Raw genomic sequence first — 20,391 nt, 5'->3', positions numbered from 1 at the left:
GCGTTTCGTAGCCTTCTCGGCCGCCCCAGAATACATAGTTTTCTGCCCCAAGCTCTTTTCCGATTTCAAGACCCTTTTTCACTTTCGCAGCAGCATAAGCAAACACATCTGCATTATTGGAAGTTGCTGCACCATGAACATATCTTGGATGCGTAAACGCATTCACTGTATTCCAAAGCAATTTTGTTTTGCTTGTTTTCATATAATCTTTAATCATCGCAACGATTGGATCAAGAGCATCATATGTTTCCTTTAGCGTATTTCCTTCAGGCGCGATATCGGAATCATGGAAGCAGAAGAAAGGCACATTTAGTTTCTCAAACAATTCAAATGCTGCTTCCACACGCGCTTTTGCCAAATCTAAGCCTTTATAATGATCCCAAGGGCGAATCATCGTTCCCGCACCGAATGGGTCTGTTCCGTCAGCAGCGAATGTATGCCAATACGCAACAGAAAAGCGCAGAATTTCCTCCATTGTTTTGCCATTGATTTTTTCTTCTGGATTGTAGTATTTAAATGAAAGCGGGTTTTTTGATGTTGGACCTTCATACTGGATTTGGTTAATATTCTGGAAATAAGTCATGTGAAAATTCCCCCTCTTTTGTTTTCATGTTATACATTCACGAATGATTTTCGTTGTTACCGTTTACAACAAGCTAAAGATAGACCCAGAAGAACAACTATGCACCAGTTCTCCCTCAGCTGTGTAACTTATGAAATGATTATATCACCACAAACTTTGTTTGTCCATCGGATAAACAAAGTTTGTGGTGATTAAAATTCATTCAAGAGAATAAAATCGCTATAATAAATGTAAGTCTATTTGTAGAACCCTTTACAAATGCTTAAAGAGCATTTTTCCAGTCAGCAGCGAATTTTTCCATCCCTTGATCTGTTAATGGATGTCTAGACAATTGCTCAATTACCTTAAATGGAACGGTTGCAATATGGGCTCCGGCCAAAGCTACACGCGTTACATGGTCTGGGTGACGAACAGATGCTGCAATGATTTGCGAATCTAAATTTTGGATACGGAACAATTCAGCAATTCGTGAAACAAGTTGTACACCGTCTTCGCTAATATCATCTAAACGGCCCAAGAATGGAGAAACATAGGTAGCACCAGCACGTGCTGCCAAAAGTGCTTGATTTACTGTAAAAATAAGAGTAACGTTTGTCTTTACACCTTTTTGTGTAAGATATCTGCATGCCTCTAATCCATCTAATGTCATTGGCAGTTTAATGGTAACATTCTTATCTCCACCATTAATTTTAATAAGTTCGTTTGCCTCAGCAATCATTTGATCAGCTGTTAGAGCGTTAGGAGTTACTTCGGCAGATACAGATTCAACCTCGGGAACAGCATTGAGGATTTCGGCAATACGATCTTCAAATTTCACGCCTTCTTTTGCTACTAATGAAGGGTTGGTTGTAACACCTGATAAAACTCCGACTTTATAGGCTTTTTTAATTTCATCTAAATTTGCAGTATCAATAAAAAATTTCATGTTCATTCTCCTCTATTTTTAAATTGAAATGTGTTTATCTATTTTTTTAACAGCATGTCCACCAAACTCATTTCTTAATGCAGCTACGACCTTTCCTGTAAAGGTGTCCTACTCCCAAACAGGACATATATTCAGTTATTGAAACGCTCTAAACCCTGAAAGTTTCAGCATAAGGTCTTCATAATCTTTCCTTTCCATATTCCCGAAGGATTGAGCTTCTAATTCATTAAACCTCTCTGCTAAACAATAGGCAATTAAATAAAGTGTTAATTGTTTTTTGCCTATTTCCTCCGGCGAATCACTTTTAACATGATGTGAAGATATAACTGCGTAAGCAAACTTTTCAGCATCAATCTTCATTTTCTTACCCTTATTATCCATTCGGCACTTCCCCTTTATTAAGCATTTCCAAGCTTTGAAAACATGCTTAAACACTTTTACATTGTTGATTTTTCCTTATTTTCTGTTTACACAACCTTTTGATGTTAAATAAATTTTTCTATCCTTCTATGTTGTAAGTTAAAATTTAATATCCACTCTCTCGATGAACACTACCTGCCTGTCTTCTCTCTCATTTCTAAGGCTTTGACAACTTCAGCATAGCGCTTTTCATCAAGTTCATAGAAGTTAATAATAATTAGTGCTACTGCTAATAATACAGCTGGAATGGCTGCCGTTGTAATTAATATCCCTGTTAAAGCATGTGGTGTTTGTACCTGATCGGCAACATAACCAAATTGCTGAAGAACCAAGCCTGGTACAATTCCACCTAAGGCCATTCCAAATTTAAAGAAGAAACCGATCATTGCATAAATTAATCCACCTAAGCGCTTACCTGTTTTGTAATCACCATACTCAATTGTCTCAGGAATAAGCGCCCACATAAATCCTCCGGCAATCAAACTGCCTGCTGCTGCTAATAAGCGTGCCGTTAAAATTAGTGGGATCGCTGTTGGTGGAATGACTAGTAAGGAAAGAGTTCCAACGATTGTTAAGGATAGTGATACTCTCATTAAATTCTTTTTTCCTAATTTCTTATTCAGAACAGGCAGGAATGGCAGGATAATGAGTGCTGGCAGGCTTCCTAACAATCCATACCATTTAACTAAATCAGGACGTCCTACATTATACGTTACATAATAAATTCCGACTGAATTACTAATGGAGTTAATCCCAAAGATAAGGATAAAAAATGTACAAAGAACGACAAGAGGACGATTTACTCTAAATTGTTCAAAAATATCCGCAAACTTAATTTTGCCGTGTACTTCTTTTATTTGCACACGTTCTTTTGTATTTCTAAAGCAGAAAAGTAATAACAGGGCACCAGCGATTCCCATAATGGTCATCGTAGCTTGCCAGCCTGTTGCCTTACTTGTTGATTCGCTAATTGCGCCAGCTAATAATGGAACACCAAAAGCAACAATTAAACCCCCAAGATTCGCAAAAACCATACGTACAGAGGTTAAATCAACTACTTCTTTACTGTCCCGTGTAATCGCTGATGTCAGTGCACCATATGGTACGTTAATACAGGTATAGAGTACTGATAAAGCAGTATAGGTAATATAAGCGTATACAAGTTTACCCGAGCCCGTGAAGTTTGGTGTTGTAAAACAGAGAATAGCTAATAATGCAAATGGTACAGCTCCAAATAAAAGATATGGTCTAAATTTACCGAACCTTGAATTCGTTTTATCTACAAGTGTTCCGATAAATGGGTCACTCAAAGCATCAATAGCGCGGACAATTAAAAACATTGTACCAGCAGCTGCAGCAGAAATGCCAAACACATCCGTGTAAAAGAAGAGAAGATAAGTTGAAACTGTTTGGTAAATTAAATTACATGCTAGGTCACCGGATGCGTAGCCGACTTTCTCTTTAAAGCGAATTTTCTCGCTTTGAACCTCACTATTATAAACTTCTTTTTTGGCTAGACTGCTCATATTCATCATCCCTTAAAACTTAGTAGTTATTATGTTTTTATTTAAAGATGCATGTATTGCCTCGATACAATCGCTTTCAAATTTTCAAACGGGGCTAACACCTTTAATCAAAAGTGAGCAAAAGTTAATGCGCTGTTTTTTTGGTTTTCTTCCAGCCATAACATATTTGTGATCCCTCATAGATAAGTAATATTTACCACCCGTAATTTCTCCTACAATAATCTAGTTTATCCCAACCTCTAACCAAGGATTTGTCGGGCAATAAATTAGCAAAGCCAAATCTTACTTAACCAGGAGCTGTGGCTTGTAGAAGAAGGCTTCCACCCGCCAGCCTCAAAATATGCAAGTAGCTTCTCCATTTTCCTTTACATAATTCTCTCCTAAGGATCTGTCGGGAATTCAAAGGATACTTTTCTAAATTATTAAAAAACAGCTGAAGCTTCCACACATTTTGCAAAGGTCCATACCGGCAGGTTTTTCTATAGGTGAACAATCGTTTCCATTCCAAATTGGCTCTGATTCATAGAAGATAAAAATATACCAATAAGCAACAGAGAAGCGCTATATTCCCTCATTGTTTTTCCTGCCGCTATTTCCTTCGGATTCCTAGTAATGAAACGCTAAGTCACTTTCTAATTATTTGTTTTAAAGTTGAACTTTGTTTTGTACTGGGCAAATAAACTAAAACTAATACCTCCTCCTTTTGTAAGTCGAAAACGGATACAAATATGGGTTTAGAAAGTGTTCACTTAGTTTATCCGATAGACAAACTAAGTTCGTAATCATATTAACACATTATTTTTCACGAGGCAATATAATATATCGGGACCAACTGCCCTTTTAATTGGTTACCAAATCGTACCTTCATGATTTCCATCGCTTATTCGTTTTGCTGCAGAATAGAGTTCTATTAATGATGTCAAGCTATTCTTCCCGTCAAATCGCTAAACAGTTCTCGGATTGCCACATGAAAGAAACGTTTTCACCGAGGCGTAAAAGGTTAATTTTAACACCATTCTTTGATGATACGGAGGACAGCCTTCCTGGATGAAGAGCTAAAAATATGTTGGGGTTCATCTCCTCAACAGCCAAATTCACAATTCGGATTAGGTGGTTGTCAAACTAAGAAATCACCAATGAATGCTTTACGATACATAGAGGAAAGATGAAAGTATATGTAAGGGATTATACGGAAGTTAAAGGTTTTATTTTCTGTTAAACAATTACATGAATAATCGATCAACAGGAAAAAAGGACACTTTTTTAGGCTTCTTGTTCAATTAAGGTGCCGTTAGTCGAATAGGATATTGAACCGAAGCTCTGTCCATTGCAAACTGTTAGAACATTCACTGTAATATTCCATGAATAATATCTCTAAAAAAGTTAGTTTATCGAGTGTACAAAGTTAACCGACTTCTGCTATACTAAATCTACAAGTTAGTTTATCGAGTGTACAAAGTTAACTAACTTCTTTCTATCCTAAATTTATAAGTATCTATACTATTTAACGGAGTGATATTATGGCAAAAAACTCAAAACCTAATGAACCTTTAGTTACACATATTTTTACGGCAGACCCTTCTGCACATGTCTTTGAAGGCAAGCTTTATATTTATCCTTCTCATGACCTCGATCATGATGAACCTTCAAATGATAATGGCGACCAATATAAGATGGAAGATTACCATGTCTTATCCATGGATGATGTAAACGCACCATGTGTGGACCACGGGGAAGTGCTTCACTTAAGAGATATTCCTTGGGCAAGTAAACAGCTTTGGGCACCCGATGCTGCTTACAAAAACAATACGTATTACTTATTTTTCCCGGCAAGGGATAAAGATGGTATTTTTAGGATTGGCGTTGCGACAAGCCCTAATCCTGCGGGACCTTTTACACCTGAGGAAAACTATATACCAGGTAGCTTCAGTATTGACCCAGCTGTGTTAGTGGATGATGATGATAGAGCATATGTTTATTTTGGCGGCCTTTGGGGAGGACAGTTGGAAAAATGGCAGACAGGAACTTTTAACCCAGATGCTGAAGGTCCAGCTCCAACAGAGCCAGCTTTAGGACCAAGAGTAGCTGAATTAAGCGACGACATGCTGACTTTTAAAAGTGAACCGCAGGAAATCTCAATTGTTGATGAAAACGGCGATCCGATTCTTGCAGGTGACGAAGACCAAAGATATTTTGAAGGTCCATGGGTTCATAAATACAATGGCGTCTACTATCTATCCTATTCTACGGGTACAACTCATAAAATTGTTTATGCTGTAAGTGAAAATCCACAAGGCCCATTTGTATTCAAAGGTACGATTCTTACTCCTGTAATCGGCTGGACCACACATCATTCGATTGTCCAGTTTAAGGATAAATGGTATCTGTTCTATCATGATTGCTCGTTATCAGATGGAGTGAACCATAAACGTTCTGTGAAATACACTGAACTAAAGTATAACGAAGATGGAACTATTCAAACTATTGACCCTTATGGAGAAAAATAATTAGGTTGACGGCTGACTCTCATTAGTGGGGTCAGCTTTTTTCATAAGCAGTTACTTTATAATTCCGATATCGTGAATATCAAAGTATAGTTGGTAAAGTTGACTTCCACTTTCAAAGTGGATACTCAAAAGTCTACAAAAGCGATAGGGGGCTCTTCTGTCGGAAAATAATAAACTTAAGAGAAAACTAAGCAGCAAATAAAAAGGAATCAGCCCCTTTTCTGTGAGTGCTGGTTGTGGTTACTACATTATACCTGAATACAGAGTTCTCTTATTTTATATGCACAAAAAAGGGGTGTCCCCAAAAGGTAGCACATAGCGCTACCCTTTGAGGACACCCTTCTTTTATTTTGTCTCAGTATTTAGCACTATAATTTCCGGCTGATTCTTACCTGGAATTAGAAAAGCCCTTATCCTTTACTAGGTCATACTAGTTATCTATATTCCCAATCAAACCTACAAAGCCATTAGCAAATTTCTTTAATTGGAGTCAGCTCAACCAGCCACTCTTGCTTTCATCTGCAACTTTTGAACCCGTTTAAAGCTATAGACCCCACCAGACATAAGAACGCATGAAATAGATACCGCACTAAAAAACGGGATGAGTCCGGGCACGTATAATAGCAGGAATACCGCAGCCGACAATCCTGCCAGCATAAACAACACCATATGAAAATTTAAAGCTCCCAATAAAAATGCGTATTTTAGATAATCAAATACCTTCAAATCATAATGTACATATACCGGAAAGAAGAATGATAGAAGGATCAGGTAAATGCATGCGATAATCAGCAGGAATATAGACATAACAAGCTGGATTATCCCTCCTGTATTTAACAAAAACTGAAAGTCTACATAAATCAGGGCACCCCCTACTGCTAATATGAGCCCTAAAATATTTGATTTTCGGAATTCATTTTTATATACAGTAAGAAATGTTCTCCAAATTGGTATGTCGATTTCCTTCATCAGCCATTTACGGACAATTGTGAATAAAGCCACAGTGGCAGGCATAAACCCAAACATAACCAATCCTGCTGCTGTAAAGAGAAACCACAATATGTTTACATAGGCCAGCTTCATAATCCACTCACATACCGTAAATAGTTTTCCTACTGATTTTCCAAACATGAATACCACCTCTTCCTGCTTCTTTCCAGCTGCCCTTTAGAAGGCAGCCGTTTTTTCGTTTTCCTCAAGCCACAGGATACTCGTTACACCACGCGGATAGTATTTGCTTCCCGCAATTTCACCCGATATAATTTGATCACTCCAGCTCCAGACGGATAATTCGGGATGAGTCAGCCATTCTACATGGGCTGCGTCTGCTCTTGCCCCTTTTTCATCCCATTTCCAGCCAAGAATCTCACGGGCGATAAATTGACATAAATAGATCTTGCTCAACCAAGAGTTGTTGCTTGTGGATGAAATCTTCCATCCACCATCTTCAAATAAGCAAACACCTTCTGTAAGCACTGTTTCAAGATGATTCTTGAGCGTACTGATATAAGCGCCGAAGCGTCCTGCTTCATCCAGAGCTTCTTTACAGTTTGTAAAATATGGGAAGATAAGCCCCTCAATTGCAGGAATAATTTTTGAGTCATTGCCTTCTCCAATAACAGCTGGAATATACCCTCCTTCTGTTACATGCTCCACAATCGTTTTGGCACATTTTTCGGCCTGTTCGCCTGCTTCCTTAGAAAGGTTAGCTCTATTATTTTCAGCAAACAGCTTTTCGAGTGCTACATAAGACGCCCAAATCTTCCCAGCTAAGTAAATGTTATTTCTTGCCTGACCAAGCGATACATCCAGACTGTCATATGTCGTAATTTCTGCTCCGCCCATAGCACGGGAGGAATCAAGACCCATAAGGCCATTACGCTTTTCAGGTTGTGGATGATCCCGGTTCAGCATACTTTCAAAGCAGCGCTCTACAATGTCCATGTTAGCTTTCAGCCACTCTGTATCTCCTGTCTGTTCCACATAAACAGCTGCACACAGAACCCAGTTTACCAGCTGCTCATGCGTCATATGTGAAAAGCATCCATCTAGTCCGTACAACTCATAAGATGAAAAATTAGGACGGGAAATCGTGTTTGCTACTCCCATATCATGAGTAAAACTGATGCCGCCTGGATATTCAGTATCATCCCCAGGGAAACGAACAGTATCTTCATAGCTGAAACGCTTAACAAACATATCCAATTCATTTTTAACGGTCCATGGGTTCATCTTTAATTCAAAGAAGAGCTGGTCAACAGTCAGATCAAAGGTATTCATCATTCGATATTCGCCTTCATTTACTACCCAAAATGGCTCACCTTCATGATCCAGCAGTTGTGTTGATCCGTAGTAGCTGCGAATTGAATGAATTAGCATAAATTTCTGATCGTCAGATAAATGACTAACCTCATTTACCAGCTCATTTACCTTCTTGGAGCGTTCTGCTATAGCATCAAAATTTTCAAGTGCATAAGCTGCAACTGACTCAATACTCCGAAAATACCTTGTATAATAATAGGAGGTGTCCATACCAGCAGTTACAAGGCCGCCTCTGTAAAAACAAACAGCAAACTGGTAGGTTCTGCGCTCACCTGCAGGTACATCCATAACAAGTGCTCCTAATGGCCCTAAACCAAACGTCCAGTTTTCCTCTTGAGGAGTAGTGAGTACATTTTCAAGACTGAAATGCATGGCAGACTTCACGTCGGGATTTTTAGATACAACCGCAGTAATTCTTCCTTGCCCTATACCAGAAAAGCCATCCATTGTATCATCTAATCTCCGCATAGAACTATACGGATCGCTTCCCTGGTAGCCAAAGAAAGCCCGGCGACTCTTTGGTCCATTCGTATTGTCAACTGTAAGCTCGGCCAGTACAGCCGGCATCAATATTCTTTTCATTTCTGTTTCGTCGGCCGTGGCTGGGTCCGGCACAGATTCAACCTGAGAATAAATCGTAAAGGTTAAATCACCAGCCTTCCATGTATCTGTCCCAAGCTGAAAGTCGCGTGTTACATTTCCCTTTGAAAAAGGGAAGATGATTTTTGGCTTATCAGGATCCGGATCCATGTTTTCGATATCGTACCTTTTGCTTTCATCATCATCCGAGGAAGTAAAGAATGGAAATGCTTCATATGTTCCTTCTTTTTCTAAAGATTCTGCTCCAATATAAACATTCTGCCGCGGGGAGCGTCCAAGCTCTAAATCAAGTCCTCCCCCTGCTCCGGGGAAGCCTAATGTAAAGCTTGCAAACGCTCCGAGCGGTGAATGATGTGCATTAAAAAACATATTTTTACTCATCTTCTCTCCCTCTCTTACTATCAATTTTCAACTATCAATTAACCCTTTACAGATCCAGATGCAATTCCTTCCACAATGCGGTTGCTCAGAACAAAGAACGCGATTAAAATTGGCAGAATGCTAATAACAAGCGTGGCGCCGATTGCTCCCCAATCTGTTGTATACTGCCCAATAAAGTTTTGGATACCAACTGTTAACGTTTTATACGAATCTGAACTGATAAATGTATTAACAAACACAAACTCATTCCAGTTATAAATCATGTTAATAATAGCTGCCGTAGCAATGACCGGCGAGGTCATCGGTAGTGTAATTTTAAAGAAAATATGATTAATGGATGCCCCGTCCATGACAGCTGCCTCCTCTACCTCACGAGGCAGGGCTTCGTAAAAGCCTAACAGAATCATGATTGTAATAGGAAGATTAAAAGCAGTGTAAGACAAAATGACAGACAACGGACTATCAATCAAATTGAATTGTGTGAATGTGCTAAACAAAGGAATCAGCGTTGAATGCACGGGAATCATTAACCCAACCATAAATAATCCTAGTACCAATTTACTGCCCTTCCAGTTCATTCTCGTAATAGCAAAGGTAACCATGCTTGCTAGTACAACAGTGAGAATGACAGCTGCAACTGTATAAACAACACTATTCATGAAATACTGGCTGATGTTTCCCTCCGTCCATACCTTTGCGTAGTTCTCCCATTTCGGATGCTCTGGCAAAGCGAACGGGGACATATTAAACACCTCCTGGTTATTCTTTAAGGAAAAAAGGAATAACCAGATGATAGGAAATATTTGAAAAACAGCTACAATCGCTAGAAATAAATATAGAATTCCATAGGCTGTACGATTCCAGAGTGAATGAGTACCGAAACTGCTTTGTTTCTCGGGCAAAATAACCGGACCCGCATTTTTTCTAACAGGCTGATTCATCTAAAAGCCTCCTCTCTATTAATACACATTTTCATCCGCTGCAGTAAACTTGCGAATGATCCAAGTAACAACAAGACAGATTACGAGCAAGAAGAAACCAATAGCGCTTCCATATCCAAAATCAAACTCTTTAAATGCTCGATGATACATGTAAGATGCCATAACCTCACTTGATCCGTTTGGTCCTCCATCTGTCATAACATAAATTAGATCGAAATATTTCAACGAACCAACAACTGCAAGTACAATCGTTACTTTTATTACATTCATGATTAAAGGGAGCTTGATTTTTAATGCAATTTGCCACGGTGTTGCACCGTCAATTCTGGCAGCCTCCAGCAAGGATTCAGGAATATTTTTCAATGCTGCATAATAGATTAATATATAGAAACCTGCATATTGCCAAATAATTGGAACGACAATGGCATATAGCGCAAGCTCAGGCTCTGCCAACCAGGCTGGCGGATTTTCGACTCCTAGAGAAACTAGAATAGTGTTTAAGATACCATTGCCCGGATGATAGATTTTAAGCCAAAGCTGTGCAATGGCAACGGAAGCCAGCAACATTGGAATCAAATAAATTTTTCTGAGCAAATCGGCACCTTTGATTTTACCTGCTAAAATGATGGAAATAAATAGATAGCCAATCAGACTTATTACTGAAAATACAGCGAGCATAAGAGAATGGTATGCTGTTTTCCAAAACATTTGATCTTTGATAAGAGCCATATAATTCTCAAGGCCGATAAATTCCTTCGCCCCAACCCCATTCCACTTCGTCATTCCAAAATACCCCGTTTGTACAATTGGAACATAAATCAAGGCAAGAACCAGGAATAATGCAGGTGCAATATAAAGAGCAATCACTTTTTTATTAGACATAACTTTATCCACTACATGTCACTCCTTTCAAACAGGAAAGATAGGAAAGGACATATCGATCATATTTGATATGTCCTTTTCTAAGAATTTGGGATTTTTTTATTTCCCTTCTTCCTTCTTCAGCGCTTCCTCATGTTTCTTAGCAAAGTCGCTTGGTTTCACTTCCTCGCCAAACAACGATTGGATTAGGTTTAGATGAGTTTCCGCTACAGAAGCACTCATTTGGACATCCGCAAACAATGTTAGATTGCTTGCATTATTTAATTCGTTCAACACATCAACGTATAGCTGAGGTAACTTAACCTTTGTCGTATCTACCTTTGTCGCTGGAATTACACCTGCTTTTTCAACAGACTGTTCTCCCCACTTTTCAACAAAGAACTTAACAAATTCTTTTGCCTCATCCTTTACTTTTGAGTTTTCAGCAACGAATAATCCTACACCAGGTCCGCCAACCCAGCTGTTGATATCGCCTTTTCCTCCCTCAACAGTAGGGAATTTAAAGAATCCTACATTATCACGGAAATCTTTTGGAATTTCTTCATTTGTTGTAAAGTTTGGCAGCTCCCATGTTCCCATTAAATACATAGCAGCCTTTCCATTTAAGAACTCAGATTTTCCTTCGTCATTAGAAAGACCATTAAAGCCTTTGTTGAATGCGCTTTCTTTTACCAGCTTTTGAACTTCATCAGCAGCAGAAACAAGTGCTGGATCTTCGAAAGAGCCAGAGCGGTTAATCGCCTTGTTTAATACCTCTGGTCCGCCAATTCTGTCAGCCAAGTACATATACCATAGTGAGCCTGTCCATCTGTCTTTGTTTCCAAGTGCGATTGGAGCAACACCATTCTTTTCAAGTGTTTGTACTACGTTTTGGAACTCGCTATATGTTTTCGGTACTTCTAGATTGTATTTTTCAAAAATTTGTTTGTTGTAATAAATTGGTGCAATGTTCAATTCAAGCGGTAAGCCGTATGTTTTTCCATTAGTTGCGTAAGCTTCAGTTGTACCTTTTATGAAGGAATCCTGCAGACCATCCTGTAGAACATCATCAAGTGATGCAAACAACTTACCTTCTACGAATGGCTTCATATAGCCTGCTGCCCAAGTAAATCCTACATCCGGTAATTCATTAGAGGAAGAAAGAACCTTGATTTTGTTTTTATACTGCTCGTTCTCAAGAACCTCTACCTCAACTTTCACATCTTTGTGTTCTGCTTCAAATTGTTTAATGATATCAGTTACAATCATGTTTTGCTGTTTGGAGCTTCCCTGCGGCCAAAGGTGCATGAATTTTATCGTTTTCTTGGAACCGCTTTCTCCAGAGGCCTCTTCTGAATTGCCTGAACAGCCAGTGAGTATAACTGTAAGCAATAACACAAAAGCAAGCAACGTTGTATACGCTTTCTTAAACATTTCCAATCCCCCTATTTATGTTCTGTTTTACAATTACATTCTAGCATCTAACAAAAGAAGCGGTTAGATAACTACGGTTGGGAAAAATGCTACTATTTTTAGTTGAATGTATGCGCTTTCCTATCTGTTCCCAATCCCCCTTATTTATGTTTTGCTTTACAATTACATTCTAACACCTAACAAAAGAAGCGGTTAGATAACTACGATTGGGAAAAATGCCACTATTTTTAGTTGAATGTATGCGCTTTCTTTTGTGCATTCCGATCCTCTACTTATTTTTGTCTTATAATTACATGCTAGTATTAAAGAAAGCCCGCCGATTGACGAGCCTTGCTCTTGGGTGAAGACAGGGGCGTAGCCCTGCTTATACTGTATTCCTAACGCCGAATTGTCTTCTAGCTAGAAATTTATACTTTCTTAAAGTGTAAAAAAAGCGGTTATCTAACCGCGATTGGAAAAAATACTACTATTTTTAGATAGCCGAATCCTCCAGTTCAGCCATCTTTCTGTATTTGCTCGGTGTAATGCCTTCATATTCTTTAAATAGTTTAATAAAATATTTAGCTGTCTGATATCCTGTCTCCTGTGCAACTTCTTCTATCGGTAAATTTGTGGTTAGCAATAGTTTTTTAGCGGTCTGCAGCCTTTTTCTCGTTAAATATTCACTAAATGTTAAGCGGGTCTGTTCCTTAAAGAGTACGCTAAAGTAGCTTGGGTTTAAATGAACCGTACCTGCTACATCCTTTAAGCTGATCTGCCGGCTAAGGTTGTTATTGACATATTGAAGAGCCTCCTTGATAGGAGATTTGGAGGTTTGGCTGCTTTCAATATTAAGAAGCTTTAGATCCGCCACCTTTTCGATGTAATCTGCCCTTTCGATGCTTGCCTCCGTTTCCAAAGCTTGTTCTACAGCCTCAATCAGCTTTTGCTTGCTCACTGGTTTAAGTAAATAATTAATCACTCCCAGACGAATTGCTTCCTGGGCATATTCAAAATTAGGATAGCCTGAAACAATAATAACGACAGGCTTATTCCCTTTCTCCTTTACGGCTTTTAACAATGCTAATCCTGTCATCTCAGGCATATTTACATCTGTAATTAGCAAATGAACCTTTGTTTTTTGGAATACTTCTAAGGCTTCATCACCATCTGCAGCACTTAGCACCTCATATTTACCCTGCGACCATCTCTCCAGTGTTTTTTTCAATCCCTGCCTAGTAATCTGCTCATCATCAACAATTAAAATCGTTTTAGTTTCCATACTAATCAAGCTCCTTTGCTGGGGATCTCAAATGTCACTTCTGTACCTTTGCCTTGGTCACTTTTCACTGTTAGGGTAGCTAAACTCTGCTTCTCATAAAACAAGCTGAGTCTTTTATTGACATTAGCCAGTCCTATCCCCATCCCTTTAGACGAGGCGACATCTCCCCTTTCGATAGATTCATTTATAGCACAAAGAGTTTCTTGATCAATTCCAACCCCGTTATCGCTTACGGTTATAACTAGATTTGGAGAATTTTCCGCTTTTTTGACTTTTATAGACACTGCCCCCTGCTTCCGCTGGTTCCCGATTCCGTGCAAAATTGCATTTTCCACCAATGGCTGAATAATTAATTTAGGAATTTTTGTATCTAGACAATCCTCCTGTACCGATACATCCCAAAGCAGCCTATCGCCCATCCTCATTTTCATAATCTGTAAATACCGTTCAATATGCTCAAGAGCCTCACGAATTGTTACTGGATCCTTTTCCTTGCCTGTTTTGCCGATGGTATAACGGAAAAACTCTGACATTGCGATTACCTGATTCGCAAGTTCTTCCTCTCCTTTGTCTTCTAAGGACCAATACAAAGCATTCAAGGTGTTATACAGAAAATGCGGATCAATTTGTGCCTGTAATGCTTTTAGCTCCGCACGGCTATGAAGTAATTCTTTTTCGTACACCTGCTGGATTAAATGATTTGTATTTTCTACCATCTGGTTATACGTATTATTTAAGTCAACAATTTCATTAATTGATGAAATATGTGGATTCGGTTTTAACTCATCCATCTTGGCATTTTTCATTGTATTGGTTAGTTTAATAATAGGTCGGGTAATTATCGTTGATAGGAATATAGAAGATATCAGAAAAATAATAAATCCAATAGCTCCTGAAATCAGGATGGATGTGCGAACAACTGATACCCCTTCCATCAAAAGACTCACAGGCTTAAGAATGACAAGAGTCCAGCCCGTCACATCGGATTTCTCTTTTACAATTAAATATTTCGTCTGATTTATTACAACATTTTTTGTATCTTCTTTTAAAATTTGTTGTGTATTCCCTTTATAATTTGAGGTTATCGCACTATAATCCCGATCTAACAACATCATATATTCCTTTGCTTTATGATCCAGACTGTTATCCTTCACTTGAAAATAACTATTATTAATCCGAACCAATAAATAGCCGCCGCCTGAAAAAGAGCGCTCCATTAAGGTTACTTTACGGATAGCAAACGAATACTCCCGATCATTTGGGTCATTCCCAATCCATACGAGCCTGCCCTTTTCCCGATTTGCCTTCTGTATCCACACCGGGTCTACCTTTTCAAAAATATTCACATTGTCAGATGGATAGATTCTTTCTCCATTAACAGTGTATAAATTAAATGAAGAAATTGCATTGGAATAAGCATGAAAATTATTAATCACCCTAATTAGCGATTCCCTCTGCGGCACACTTACACTCTTTCCATCCACGACATCAGTCAGTAACTGTTGAACTGTATTGTTTGTAGCTACCTGATTTGTTAATGTATCAATTTGTTTATAAAGCGTTTCCATTCTACCGTTCGCTTCAACAGCTGTTTGCTGCATTTGCTTTTCTGCATTGTTTCTCATCAGGGCTCCAAGCTGATTGAACATCAAACTGCCCACGATTGACAAGACTATCATCATTACGACTAAATAAATCGCTAATATTTGGTTACGCAGCGTATTATATTTCTTAAATCTTGTCCCTAACATAACGATCACCCATCCCGGAAGTAAGTTATTTCAGATTGCTATATTCTACAAGTTATGATGGTTCTCTGGAATGAGATATTATAAACGTATTAGTTTATAATAAACTAGACCTTTTAATTCTATTAATTGAAAAACGTGCTGGAGCATGATCATCTCCAACACATTTTTTAATTTATATTATTAATCGATATTTTACACTGTTATTGTTAATAAAACACGCAGCATTTTGTTACATTTACCAGGGAATTTTAAAAATTCTTACAGTCAATTTTATTTTAAGTTGCAATATACGGTGGTCTTCTGTAAGAAAATTTCTTATAGAAGATGAAAAAAGTATATTTTCTCAGTACTACTTCCCTAACGTCAAGAAAAGGATTTTTCTGTGTAGAACATACGGAGTTCGTAAACTAATAATAACACTGATATCTTTGTTTGTCCAACGAATAAACTAATAGAACTGTAAGAAAACACCTTCTCATGTGCAGGAATCTTTCTACAACTTTAAAAGCCTGTGGAGAATGTCTTCTCCACAGGCTTTTAAAGTTGTAAGAAAATACCAATTTTCAGATAGATCCCATTTGTTTTGGTTTTATCAAAGAAAAGCTACGTCCGTATTATGGTAAAACAATGTTGCCAAAATCAAACAAGGCTGTGTTGATAAGGTCGTCGTTTGTTTATTTCACTGTATTACGAAGCGTGCCGATACCTTCAACTGTCACCTCAACAACATCCCCTTGCTTCAGAAAGCCGGGTTCCTTCATTCCCTTCGCAACTCCTGCCGGTGTACCAGTTGCGATAATATCTCCTGGTTCTAATGTCATACCTTGACTTAAAACAGAGATAATCGTTGGAATATCAAAAATCATATTGGATGTATTGGACGATTGACGTACTTCACCGTTTACCCTCGTCTCAATTCCTAAACAGCTCGGCTGATTAATGGCTGATGCATGAACAAGGAACGGTCCCGTTGGACAAAAAGTATCGAAGCTTTTGCCAAGGAAAAACTGTTTATGCCGGCTTTGAATATCACGTGCTGTAATATCATTAATAATCGTATATCCGAACACATAGTCAAATGCGCTCTCTGGAGAAATAGCTTTCCCTTTTTTCCCGATTACAACAGCAAGCTCTCCTTCATAATCTAACTCATTGGTGATATTCGGATAACTGTGTATGAGCTCATCCTGACCAATGACAGTTGTGGGAGCTTTCGTAAAAAAGAGCGGATACTCTGGAATATCCTCTTTTCCACCCATCTCAATTACGTGTTCACTATAGTTTTTCCCTATGCAAGTCACATTTTTCCTTGGTCTTGGAATGGGTGCAAGCAGCTTCACATCAGACAGTGGATATAAACCTGGTGCCTGCCCCTGCTCTCTTGCCCATTTCACAACATCTGATACTTGCTGGAGGAACAGCTCTCCCTGCTCCATACACTCAATCATTGTAATAGGAATTATCGCCTTTCCTATCATCGCTTTCTGTGCCTCACGCAGGTGTAAAACGGACGCGGATCGCTCATCCACAACACCAACAAATACCTTTTCCTCTCTCTTTGCCGTTACGAACTTCATCCCTTCACACCCCATCTAAAACTTTACCACACATTACATTCGAAAAAGAGCAGAGAAATTCCTTCTTCTTTCGGCGAAAAATTACAAACTTCAACTTTTCTCAATTCTAATATCACCATACATTGGAGTAAAGTGTAGAATTCTCTCTTCTTTTATCGAAACCATTTCTTTTTTATAGTACTTTTGTATAATATGAGTTACATACAGATTGTGGCAGTTGTTGTGAAAACTGATAGAGACGGAGCAGAGGCTATGTTTGAACAAGCAATCGAAAAGAAACGAGAAGAAATGAAGTATTTTGTACAACGGTATGGAATTACCGCAAAGAAAACGGTACATTGCAGCCAGGAGCTGGACAAGCTATTAAACATACTTCTGTTTTTGCAATGCAGCCGCAAGTTAGGGAGCTAACAAATACAGGACATGCCTCTATGGGGCATGTCTTTTTGTTACATTGTAAGAAAGTATAAATTTCCAGCTAAAGACGAATTCGACGTATTAGAAAGTTTTAGGAACAAAGTACAAGAGCAGCTACACTCTGTCTTCGCCTAACGGCTTGTCAATCAGCGATTTTTCTTTTATCTAAAAAATTTTTAGACACATTCTTGGATAAATGTCCATATAATAAGCATAAGAATCTGTAAGAAGGGTGTTTTTTCATGCCTGCTATCGTAGGACACATCAACGTTGTAAATATTGGGTCTAGCGGCGTCTTTCATATTGGCGATGTCTTTGCGATTCGTCCCATTAGCTATTCAAGAACGTTTGCGGGAGCAGGGTCATTTAATGTCGGAGAAACAGTAAACGTTTATAATTATGAGAACTCTACAAATGTAAACGACCAAGACGTTATAGATCAGCCTATATCGTTAACCTATTAAGAACATGCCTAGCCCTGAAGAAAACATACAGTTCGTACGAGGCTGCTTATAGAGTCTTTCTGTATGTTCTTCGCAGCAAAAAGATCTTCTCTATTTTTATGGTGAAGGTACTTTACAAAAGGGAGTTAGGCGGACTTTAGTATCTGATACATCCTTATTTCTAAAAGGAGAGTGATCTGCTTGAACTTCTATGTAAATCAAAGCATTATCATTCATAATCTTCGAGTAGGGAGTATTACGACCTCTTCTGTATTTCAGATTGGCAGTACCGGAACGATTAAGGCACTTTCCAAGTTTTCCAACACTGGCGCATTTACAGAACCTGCACGTCCGTTAAAAGCAAGGGGACAAATCATTTCATCTACCAATTCCTAAGCCTCTTAAAGAAAACTCGCCGATCAGCGAGACAGAAGCACAGTTGCACTTACACTTTATCCTTAAAATTTTCGACTGCGTCGGATTCTCTTCCAGTTGGAAATTTATATGTTCTCACAGTGTGAAATAGGGATTTAAACCTTTAATCCTCCCCTCTTAGAGTAAAGGAGGCTATGATTATGACCCAAGATTGGCTTACTTACTTACAACAGCTATATAACACCATTCAATTACAGCAGCAGCAGCTCCAGCGTCTTGAAGAAACTGTTGAAAGACTAACAGCAGAGCTGGAAAATTTCAAACGGAATCCTCCCCAGTCCATCGGCAAGATAGAATATAAATTTGATCAGCTAAAGGTTGAAAACTTAAATGGTACTTTAAATATCGGACTTAATCCATTTAACAGCAACGGGAACGCAATTGAAGATTTTGATATAGAGACGGAAACACTTAAGGTGAATCCTGAAACAAAGGTAAATCCAGATTTTTATCAGGATGTTTTGCAGCAAGTTACACGTTATTTAAATGAGGGTGCTTACAGCCGCATCGTTGAAATGGAAACAGAGCAGGGTACAGCTCTCGATGATACGTATCGGCAAATGATGATTGACGATATTCAAAAGCAAATGGAGCATCGATTACCGTATTATTTATCCCAAGTGGAACCATATCCAGAAATCACCTCTAATCCGCAATATATGAAGGAGATTATTGTCCAAAATATGAAGCAAGACATTGATAAAGCATTCCTCGCCTTTATTCAGAATATGCCCCATCATATCCAAAAGGAGTGGTAAAGGGTGAATTTTACCGTTGTGAATCATGAAATTAAAGTTGGACGCATCAAGTCAGCTGGTGTATCAAGCTCTGCATTATTTCTCATTGGAGATGCCACTTTTTTAATCCTGACCTCCATCCTAGATACACCTCCAGAATCGCTTGCAGCTGGACCATTCGTTCCTCTTGTTTTCAATGTGCCAGGAACTCCAGCGTAAGAGAGGAAGATACTATGCTTCGTCATGTTTCTATTGTGAATCAGATTAATGTTATTTCCATGGGGATAGACGGCGTTTTGCAAATCGGTGATTCTAATATGATAGCATCACGAAACCGTGACATTTTGGTGCAGCGCGAGGAGTCATTCTATTTAGCACAAGAAGGTTCTTTCGAGAAATATGTAATGTTCACAGATACAGAAATAACTATACCAACGAGACAAACTTCTGTCCGTATGCATGTCGTAAACACCAATCCATTTGTATGCGTTGATCGTGTTGAAATAATAAGTTTACTGAGTAGCGGTATCATTCACATTGGCTCTACTGACTACGTGTTTAATAATTCTCGCATTTTGCAAATCAGACAATTCATTTCGGAGGATCCATTTGAAGAAACACCTTCTGAGCGTTCCCTCATACCTTAAATAATAGGAAACCGTTATTACAAGAAAAAAGAGGCTGGTGAGCGGAAAATGCCTTCTTTCGTAGGCAATTTAGTTGTACAAAACAGTAATGGCTCCTTTAATTTAGGAGACTTTTATAATGTTTCTCCAAAGGAAAATGCTAAAGCATATAATGGATCAGGCGCTTCCAATGTCGGCTTTGTTGTGAACACATTTAACGGGATAAACGCTACAAATACATTTGATCCAGATGTGAATGACCAAAACCAAATCGGTACTGCATAAACAAACCAAACAGACACAGTCCTTTCCAAAAAGCAAAAAAGGAAGGCAGCTACCTTCCTTTTTGCTTTCTTTCATTTGATTTCCGTATGCGTACTTGCTTTGTAGCAGGCTGCTTTCGAATCCATTTCAAAAATGACGAAATTTTTTCATCATCTTGTAAGGATGCAATGGTATATAAACGAATCGCAAGCTCTTCATTGGTGTATAGCGCATGAATTTGCTTATGACAAGCTATACATACATTTGCAGTCGGAAGAAAGGTTCCACCAAGCTCCTTTGGTGTTAAATGGTGCACTGTCAGCTCTAAATCATCCCTGCCGCACAGCTCACATGTTCCAATCAGCTTTTTTCCCATTATG

The 20,391-nt window shown here is 38.6% G+C and carries 20 protein-coding genes and 2 pseudogenes; 8 read left to right on the top strand and 14 right to left on the bottom strand.

Annotated elements, in window-relative coordinates; translation table 11 throughout:
* From AAHB12_RS24700 to AAHB12_RS24680, 5 genes and pseudogenes are all read right to left on the bottom strand, one after another.
* Positions 1 to 583 (bottom strand): annotated as a pseudogene (locus AAHB12_RS24700) (xylose isomerase); the annotation flags it as partial.
* Positions 584 to 845: 262 nt separating this feature from the next.
* Positions 846 to 1,508, bottom strand: a complete 663-nt coding sequence (gene fsa / locus AAHB12_RS24695; protein ID WP_342047739.1) for a fructose-6-phosphate aldolase — start codon at positions 1,506 to 1,508, stop codon at positions 846 to 848.
* Positions 1,509 to 1,526: 18 nt separating this feature from the next.
* Positions 1,527 to 1,616: pseudogene (locus AAHB12_RS24690) on the bottom strand (hypothetical protein); the annotation flags it as partial.
* 27 nt (positions 1,617 to 1,643) lie between these two features.
* Positions 1,644 to 1,889 (bottom strand): hypothetical protein, encoded by a 246-nt coding sequence (locus tag AAHB12_RS24685; protein WP_342047738.1) that lies wholly within the window; start codon positions 1,887 to 1,889, stop codon positions 1,644 to 1,646.
* Positions 1,890 to 2,059: 170 nt separating this feature from the next.
* Positions 2,060 to 3,454 (bottom strand): MFS transporter, encoded by a 1,395-nt coding sequence (locus AAHB12_RS24680; RefSeq protein WP_342047735.1) that lies wholly within the window; start codon positions 3,452 to 3,454, stop codon positions 2,060 to 2,062.
* 1,520 nt (positions 3,455 to 4,974) lie between these two features.
* Between AAHB12_RS24680 and AAHB12_RS24675 the strand changes: the two genes are divergently transcribed.
* Positions 4,975 to 5,961: a glycoside hydrolase family 43 protein gene (locus AAHB12_RS24675; RefSeq protein WP_342047734.1), complete on the top strand. Its 987-nt coding sequence runs from the start codon at positions 4,975 to 4,977 to the stop codon at positions 5,959 to 5,961.
* Positions 5,962 to 6,456: 495 nt separating this feature from the next.
* On the opposite strand, the gene AAHB12_RS24670 is transcribed toward AAHB12_RS24675, so the two are convergent.
* The 8 genes from AAHB12_RS24670 to AAHB12_RS24635 all read right to left on the bottom strand — a co-directional run bounded on the left by AAHB12_RS24670 (position 6,457) and on the right by AAHB12_RS24635 (position 17,089).
* A complete protein-coding gene (locus tag AAHB12_RS24670) occupies positions 6,457 to 7,092 on the bottom strand; it encodes a YesL family protein (RefSeq protein WP_342047733.1) in 636 nt (211 codons plus the stop codon).
* A 36-nt stretch (positions 7,093 to 7,128) separates the two neighbouring features.
* Positions 7,129 to 9,264, bottom strand: a complete 2,136-nt coding sequence (locus AAHB12_RS24665) for a glycoside hydrolase family 52 protein (protein WP_342047732.1) — start codon at positions 9,262 to 9,264, stop codon at positions 7,129 to 7,131.
* Between the two features lie 38 nt (positions 9,265 to 9,302).
* Positions 9,303 to 10,205: a carbohydrate ABC transporter permease gene (locus AAHB12_RS24660; RefSeq protein WP_342047731.1), complete on the bottom strand. Its 903-nt coding sequence runs from the start codon at positions 10,203 to 10,205 to the stop codon at positions 9,303 to 9,305.
* A gap of 18 nt (positions 10,206 to 10,223) precedes the next feature.
* Positions 10,224 to 11,099: a carbohydrate ABC transporter permease gene (locus AAHB12_RS24655; protein WP_129726655.1), complete on the bottom strand. Its 876-nt coding sequence runs from the start codon at positions 11,097 to 11,099 to the stop codon at positions 10,224 to 10,226.
* Between the two features lie 87 nt (positions 11,100 to 11,186).
* Positions 11,187 to 12,500: an extracellular solute-binding protein gene (locus AAHB12_RS24650; RefSeq protein WP_342047729.1), complete on the bottom strand. Its 1,314-nt coding sequence runs from the start codon at positions 12,498 to 12,500 to the stop codon at positions 11,187 to 11,189.
* A 472-nt stretch (positions 12,501 to 12,972) separates the two neighbouring features.
* Complete coding sequence (locus AAHB12_RS24645; RefSeq protein WP_342047728.1) at positions 12,973 to 13,761, bottom strand: response regulator transcription factor; 789 nt, start codon at positions 13,759 to 13,761, stop codon at positions 12,973 to 12,975.
* 5 nt (positions 13,762 to 13,766) lie between these two features.
* A complete protein-coding gene (locus AAHB12_RS24640) occupies positions 13,767 to 15,512 on the bottom strand; it encodes a sensor histidine kinase (RefSeq protein WP_342047726.1) in 1,746 nt (581 codons plus the stop codon).
* 674 nt (positions 15,513 to 16,186) lie between these two features.
* Positions 16,187 to 17,089, bottom strand: coding sequence for a fumarylacetoacetate hydrolase family protein (locus AAHB12_RS24635; protein ID WP_342047725.1), 903 nt, complete (start codon positions 17,087 to 17,089; stop codon positions 16,187 to 16,189).
* Between the two features lie 252 nt (positions 17,090 to 17,341).
* Between AAHB12_RS24635 and AAHB12_RS24630 the strand changes: the two genes are divergently transcribed.
* From AAHB12_RS24630 to AAHB12_RS24600, 7 genes are all read left to right on the top strand, one after another.
* Positions 17,342 to 17,500, top strand: a complete 159-nt coding sequence (locus tag AAHB12_RS24630) for an aspartyl-phosphate phosphatase Spo0E family protein (RefSeq protein WP_342047742.1) — start codon at positions 17,342 to 17,344, stop codon at positions 17,498 to 17,500.
* Positions 17,501 to 17,748: 248 nt separating this feature from the next.
* The gene (locus tag AAHB12_RS24625) at positions 17,749 to 17,970 is read left to right on the top strand and encodes a spore germination protein (protein ID WP_129726649.1); all 222 of its coding nucleotides are present in this window, start codon (positions 17,749 to 17,751) and stop codon (positions 17,968 to 17,970) included.
* A 180-nt stretch (positions 17,971 to 18,150) separates the two neighbouring features.
* Positions 18,151 to 18,345: a spore germination protein GerPB gene (locus AAHB12_RS24620; protein WP_129726648.1), complete on the top strand. Its 195-nt coding sequence runs from the start codon at positions 18,151 to 18,153 to the stop codon at positions 18,343 to 18,345.
* Positions 18,346 to 18,524: 179 nt separating this feature from the next.
* Complete coding sequence (gerPC, locus tag AAHB12_RS24615; RefSeq protein WP_342047723.1) at positions 18,525 to 19,142, top strand: spore germination protein GerPC; 618 nt, start codon at positions 18,525 to 18,527, stop codon at positions 19,140 to 19,142.
* Positions 19,143 to 19,145: 3 nt separating this feature from the next.
* Positions 19,146 to 19,340: a spore gernimation protein GerPD gene (locus AAHB12_RS24610; RefSeq protein WP_129726646.1), complete on the top strand. Its 195-nt coding sequence runs from the start codon at positions 19,146 to 19,148 to the stop codon at positions 19,338 to 19,340.
* Positions 19,341 to 19,354: 14 nt separating this feature from the next.
* A complete protein-coding gene (locus tag AAHB12_RS24605) occupies positions 19,355 to 19,768 on the top strand; it encodes a spore germination protein GerPE (RefSeq protein ID WP_342047721.1) in 414 nt (137 codons plus the stop codon).
* A 48-nt stretch (positions 19,769 to 19,816) separates the two neighbouring features.
* Positions 19,817 to 20,032, top strand: coding sequence for a spore germination protein (locus AAHB12_RS24600; protein ID WP_129726644.1), 216 nt, complete (start codon positions 19,817 to 19,819; stop codon positions 20,030 to 20,032).
* A 49-nt stretch (positions 20,033 to 20,081) separates the two neighbouring features.
* Here AAHB12_RS24600 and AAHB12_RS24595 read toward each other — a convergent pair whose 3' ends face one another.
* A complete protein-coding gene (locus AAHB12_RS24595; RefSeq protein WP_129726643.1) occupies positions 20,082 to 20,387 on the bottom strand; it encodes an HNH endonuclease in 306 nt (101 codons plus the stop codon).
* Positions 20,388 to 20,391 lie beyond the last annotated feature (4 nt).

It is taken from the genome of Bacillus sp. OTU530, from assembly GCF_038440375.1.
This window is presented reverse-complemented; position numbering and strand designations above follow the sequence as displayed.